The organism is Nocardioides sp. (assembly GCF_036401255.1).
Classification (GTDB): Bacteria; Actinomycetota; Actinomycetes; order Propionibacteriales; family Nocardioidaceae; genus Nocardioides.
On record NZ_DASWVI010000185.1, the window covers coordinates 1 to 1,538 of the forward strand.

1 protein-coding gene and 1 pseudogene are annotated in these 1,538 nt (G+C 70.2%); both read left to right on the plus strand.

The features are described 5' to 3' along the window. The first annotated feature begins 221 nt into the window (after positions 1 to 221). Entirely contained in the window at positions 222 to 1,079 is an 858-nt protein-coding gene (locus tag VGD85_RS08695; RefSeq protein ID WP_331063060.1) for a FliA/WhiG family RNA polymerase sigma factor, read from the plus strand. A 175-nt stretch (positions 1,080 to 1,254) separates the two neighbouring features. Further along, a pseudogene (locus tag VGD85_RS08700) lies at positions 1,255 to 1,538 on the plus strand (flagellin); the annotation flags it as partial.

Below are 1,538 nucleotides of genomic sequence, written 5' to 3' on the forward strand. Positions count from 1 at the left end.
CTCCTTCGTCAGGTCGGTTGTCCGTCCGACCATTCCCATCGGACACGGCGGCCGCATGCTGAGGGATTCTCGCCACTTGCTGCGCGGCGTCGAGCCGGAACCTTCCGGCCCGGAACGGCCGGGTCCAGGCGCGTCGCCGGACTCCCGATGACCAAATCCGGGTTAATTTCGGGACCTTTGTCACCGGGAAACTATCGGGGCGGGATCGCACACTCTGTCATGTGAGCGCGCACAGGGGGACGCCGGATGCCGAGGCGTTGATCGTCGGCAACACAGCACTGGTCGGACACATCGTCCGCGAGACCATGGCGAGGGTGCCCTCGCACGTGGACCGCGACGACCTCACCTCGGCCGGGCTGCTCGCGCTCGTCCAGGCCGCCCGCGCCTACGACCCGGAGCGCGGCGTCCCGTTCAACCGCTATGCGGCCACCCGCATCCGGGGGGCGATCGTCGACGAGCTGCGCAGCGTCGACTGGGCGTCGCGCTCGGTGCGCCGCCGCGCCCGCGAGCTCGACGCCACGCGGGCCCGCCTCGCCAGCGTGCTGGGCCGGTCCGCCACCGCGGCCGAGGTCGCCGACGCCGCCGGCCTGCGGGTCGAGGAGGTCACCGGCAACGACGACGACATCGCCCGCGCCCAGGTGCTGTCCCTGCACGCCTCGGAGGACGAGGGCATCGGTGACACGCTGGCGGGCAACGCGCCGGACCCCCAGCGCTCGCTCGAGCACCGCGAGCGGCTGACCTACCTGACCGAGGCCGTGGCCGAGCTGCCGGAGCGGCTGCGTCTGGTCGTCGAGCAGTACTTCTTGAACGAGCGCCCGATGGCGGAGATCGCCGCGACCCTCGGCGTCACGGAGTCCCGGATCTCCCAGCTGCGCGCCGAGGCACTGGTGCTGCTGCGCGACGCGCTCAACCACGAGCTCGACCCCGACCTGCTCCCCGCCCCCTCCCGGCCCGACGGTTGCGCTGCCAAGCATCGCGATGCCTACTTCGCCGCCGTCGCCGCCCGGCACAGCGCCGGCCTGCGCCGCGCAGGCCTCGACCCGGTGACGACGCGGGAGGCACTGCCCGCCACCGGGTAGCCATCAGGCGCCGACCGGGGCGCCTGGTCTCGATCCTCCTGAGGCGGTCGATCCGAAACTTTCTCAAAGTTTTTGGGCCGACCGCCTCAGGCCGTTCCTGGATCTGCCGAAGATGCTCGTGACGGAACCCACGGACGGGTTCCAGAACTCGACTCGAATCCAGGAAGGAACTCCCATGAGTCTCCGCATCAACCAGAACATCGACGCCCTCAACTCCTACCGCAACCTGTCGGTCACCCAGGGCCAGATGAGCAAGTCGCTGGAGAAGCTGTCCAGCGGTTACCGGATCAACCGTGCGGCCGACGACGCTGCCGGTCTCGCGATCTCCGAGGGCCTGCGTGCGCAGGTCGGCGGTCTCAAGGTCGCGGTCCGCAACGCCCAGGACGGCATCTCGGTCGTGCAGACCGCTGAAGGCGCGCTGACGGAGACCCACTCCATCCTGCAGCGTATGCGCGACCT